The following is a 3,541-nucleotide window of genomic DNA, read 5'->3' on the forward strand; positions in this document are numbered from 1 at the left end:
CATACCTGTAATTTAAGCAGAAGATATGATGTTTTTTAAAATCTTTTTTGCAGGAAATTGTCGACAGAGTTTTTCTCATGTCAAAGACTGTCAGCCACAGTCGAACATTGCGATTGGTTATTCTTGCGATATGCCTTTTTCAGATAATATAATACATATAGTTTCGCAAAAAAAGGAGGAGAATGGCGTGAGTAAGATAAATGTGGCAATTGTGGATGATAATGAACGTATGGTGATGCTTTTGGAAAACATTTTAAAAGAAGATGCGGATATTACGGTCGTTGGTAAGGGCACAGACGGGTTACAGGCACTGACTTTGATTCGTGAAAAGGAACCGGATGTGGTTCTTTTGGATTTAATTATGCCAAAGCTCGATGGGTTGGAAGTTTTACAGAAGATCAATCAGGAAAAGAATCTGAAGAAAAAACCGGCATTTATTATTATATCGGCGATCGGTCAGGAAAATATTACCGAAGATGCATTCAGTCTCGGTGCCAGTTATTACATAATGAAACCCTTTGATAATGAAGTTGTTTTGAATAAAGTACGTCAGATACAAAAGGATAAGCGTACAAAACTTCTGCATGCAAAGCATCCGATGGTTGCTGAAAATCCGGCAGAGTACATGACGCAGAATCTGGAAACGGACGTTACAAATATTATTCATGAGATTGGCGTCCCGGCCCACATTAAGGGGTATCAGTATTTGAGGGATGCTATTATTATGTCTGTAGAGAACAGAGATGTCATTAATTCGATCACAAAGGTACTTTATCCTACGATAGCAAAAATGAATCAGACAACGCCGAGCCGGGTTGAACGTGCCATACGCCATGCGATCGAGGTGGCATGGAGCCGTGGGAAGATGGATACAATTAATGAATTATTCGGATATACGATCAATACAGGCAAGGGAAAACCGACAAATTCAGAGTTTATTGCCCTGATTTCGGATAAAATGCGGTTAGAATATAAAACAAAAAGTTAAAATAGCTTTCAATGTTTCTCCAAATATTGTATAATATAGACAATAAATGTCGTTGAGGGAGGAACGGTTTTTTATGAAGAAGATATTATTTGTTGCGTCGGAAGCAGTACCTTTTATTAAGACAGGCGGATTGGCAGACGTTGCGGGAACATTGCCAAAGTCCTTTGATCCGAAAGAATTTGATGTTCGTGTTGTTATTCCGAAATATCGTGCGATACCTGAGAAATATCGTGAACAGATGAAATATCGCACCCATTTTTATATGGATTTTGCCGGTGAGAATCGTTATGTCGGCGTTATGGAGATGGTATGGAGCGGAATTACATTTTATTTTATTGATAATGAGTATTATTTTTATGGTCCGAAACCATATGAAGATGGTATCTGGGATTTAGAGAAGTTTGCATATTTCAGCAAGGCAGCACTTTCTATTCTTCCTCTGATCGATTTTCAGCCGGATGTTATTCATTGTCATGACTGGCAGACAGGTCTCGTACCGGTTTATTTAAAGACTGATTTTTGCCGGGGAGATTTCTTCTCAGAGATGAAATCAGTGATGACCATTCATAATCTGAAGTTCCAGGGCCGCTGGAATCAGGAAGATATCATGCGTATTACAGGACTGCCGGGATATCTGTTTACATCGGATAAGCTTGAGTCCTATGGAAGTGCCAATTATCTGAAGGGTGGTCTTGTCTATGCGGACTGGATCACAACTGTAAGTCCAAGTTATGCGGATGAGATCAAGATGGCATTTTACGGTGAAGGCCTGAACGGACTGATGAGTGCACGGTCCGGTCAGCTCAGCGGTATTTTGAACGGAATTGATTATGATGAGTATAATCCGGAGACAGATGACAAGATCGTATCTCCGTATAATGCCAATAATTTCCGCAAACTTAAAGTAAAGAATAAGCTGGCACTCCAGGAAGAACTGGGTCTTGAGAAGGATAAAGATAAATTTATGATCGGTATCGTATCCCGATTGACAGATCAGAAAGGTCTGGATCTGGTAGCATATATGATGGATCAGATCTGCGCGAAGGATGTACAGCTTGTCGTTCTCGGAACGGGTGACAGCCGTTATGAAGGTATGTTTAAGCATTACGCATGGAAGTATCCGGACAGAGTATCCGCGAATATATTCTATTCGGATCCGCTTTCACATAAGATTTATGCTTCATGTGATGCTTTTCTTATGCCGTCTCTGTTTGAGCCTTGCGGTCTCAGTCAGTTGATGAGTCTCAGATATGGTACAGTACCGATCGTTCGTGAGACAGGCGGATTGAGAGATACCGTACAGCCTTATAATCAGTATGAGTCGACAGGTACAGGTTTCAGTTTCACGAATTACAATGCACATGATATGATGAATGTCATTAATCTTGCAAAGAAAGTTTATTATGAGGATAAACAGGAGTGGAATAAGATCATTGACCGTGGCATGGCTGCTGATTTTTCATGGAATGCATCCGCACGTCAGTATGAAGATCTGTACCGTACACTGTAAAGATGAGTAAATATACAAAACCCTGGGTGGTATGCCTTCTGGCATCCGTCAGCTGCTTTTTATGGGGGAGTGCCTTCCCGGGGATAAAGATCGGTTATGAATGGTTTCATATTCCGTCGGGAGATGCGGCAGCTCAGATTTTATTTGGGGGGTGCCGTTTTTTCCTTGCAGGAATTCTGGTTATTTTGTATGGCAGTGTGACATCCGGATACTTTTTGAAACCTTCCGGGAAGGAATGGGGACATGCATTTACGGTCAGTATGTTTCAGACGATTCTCCAATATGTCCTTTTTTATATCGGTCTGGCACATACACCGGGGACGAAAGCCTCTATTATTGTCGGATCGAATGTTTTTATAGCTATTTTAACGGCCAGTCTCATTTTTCATCAGGAGAAAATGACGAGAGAAAAAATCATCGGATGTTTTGTCGGCTTTGCCGGAGTTGTTCTTATTAATCTGAAGCCGGAAGGACTTTCCTTATCGGCAAGTTTTAAGGGAGAAGGCCTTGTTCTTTTATCGACAGTGGCTTATGCGGTATCTTCGGCCATTATGAAGAACTATTCAAAAACAGACAATACAGTGATGTTGAGCGGATATCAGTTTCTGATCGGAGGAATCGTCATGACACTTGTGGGTCTGATCATGGGAGGACGCATTCCGACTGTCTCCGGGAAGGCCTTGGTTATGCTTTTCTATCTGGCGTTTGCATCGGCAATGGCCTACACGATATGGAGCCATCTGCTCAAATATAATCCGGTTTCGAGAGTCGCTGTGTTTTGTTTTATGACACCGGTTTTTGGGGTGATATTGTCGGCTGTTTGCCTTAAGGAAGATGCCGGTATTTCCGTCATTCAGGGCATTCTTGCTCTTGTACTGATCACGGTGGGTATTATAATCAGTCATTTTGAGAGAAAAACTGTATTGACAGACAGCATTATTTAAGTTACAATGAAGCAGATATTAGCATAAAGCTAAAGACACGGATTAAACATAAACCACGAAGTATTGATATTTATATCAGCTTTCGTGGTTTTTTGTTGT

The 3,541-nt window shown here is 41.1% G+C and carries 3 protein-coding genes; all 3 read left to right on the forward strand.

All coding sequences use genetic code 11. From position 1 onward, the window contains the following. The first annotated feature begins 187 nt into the window (after positions 1–187). The 3 genes from spo0A (at position 188) to QZZ35_RS10075 (ending at position 3,442) form a co-directional block, all read left to right on the forward strand. On the forward strand, positions 188–988 hold the full coding sequence (gene spo0A / locus QZZ35_RS10065) for a sporulation transcription factor Spo0A (protein WP_291237281.1): 801 nt from the start codon (positions 188–190) through the stop codon (positions 986–988). 73 nt (positions 989–1,061) lie between these two features. Beyond that, complete coding sequence (glgA, locus tag QZZ35_RS10070; RefSeq protein ID WP_291237282.1) at positions 1,062–2,498, forward strand: glycogen synthase GlgA; 1,437 nt, start codon at positions 1,062–1,064, stop codon at positions 2,496–2,498. 2 nt (positions 2,499–2,500) lie between these two features. Continuing rightward, complete coding sequence (locus QZZ35_RS10075; RefSeq protein ID WP_291237283.1) at positions 2,501–3,442, forward strand: DMT family transporter; 942 nt, start codon at positions 2,501–2,503, stop codon at positions 3,440–3,442. Positions 3,443–3,541 lie beyond the last annotated feature (99 nt).

This window comes from Frisingicoccus sp., from assembly GCA_016298055.1.
Lineage (GTDB): Bacteria > Bacillota > Clostridia > Lachnospirales > Lachnospiraceae > Frisingicoccus.

Bases quoted from the DNA above. Each gene is read 5' to 3' on its own strand.
- glgA (WP_291237282.1), top strand. From the start codon at position 1,062: ATGAAGAAGATATTATTTGTTGCGTCGGAAGCAGTACCTTTTATTAAG.
- QZZ35_RS10075 (WP_291237283.1), top strand. From the start codon at position 2,501: ATGAGTAAATATACAAAACCCTGGGTGGTATGCCTTCTGGCATCCGTC.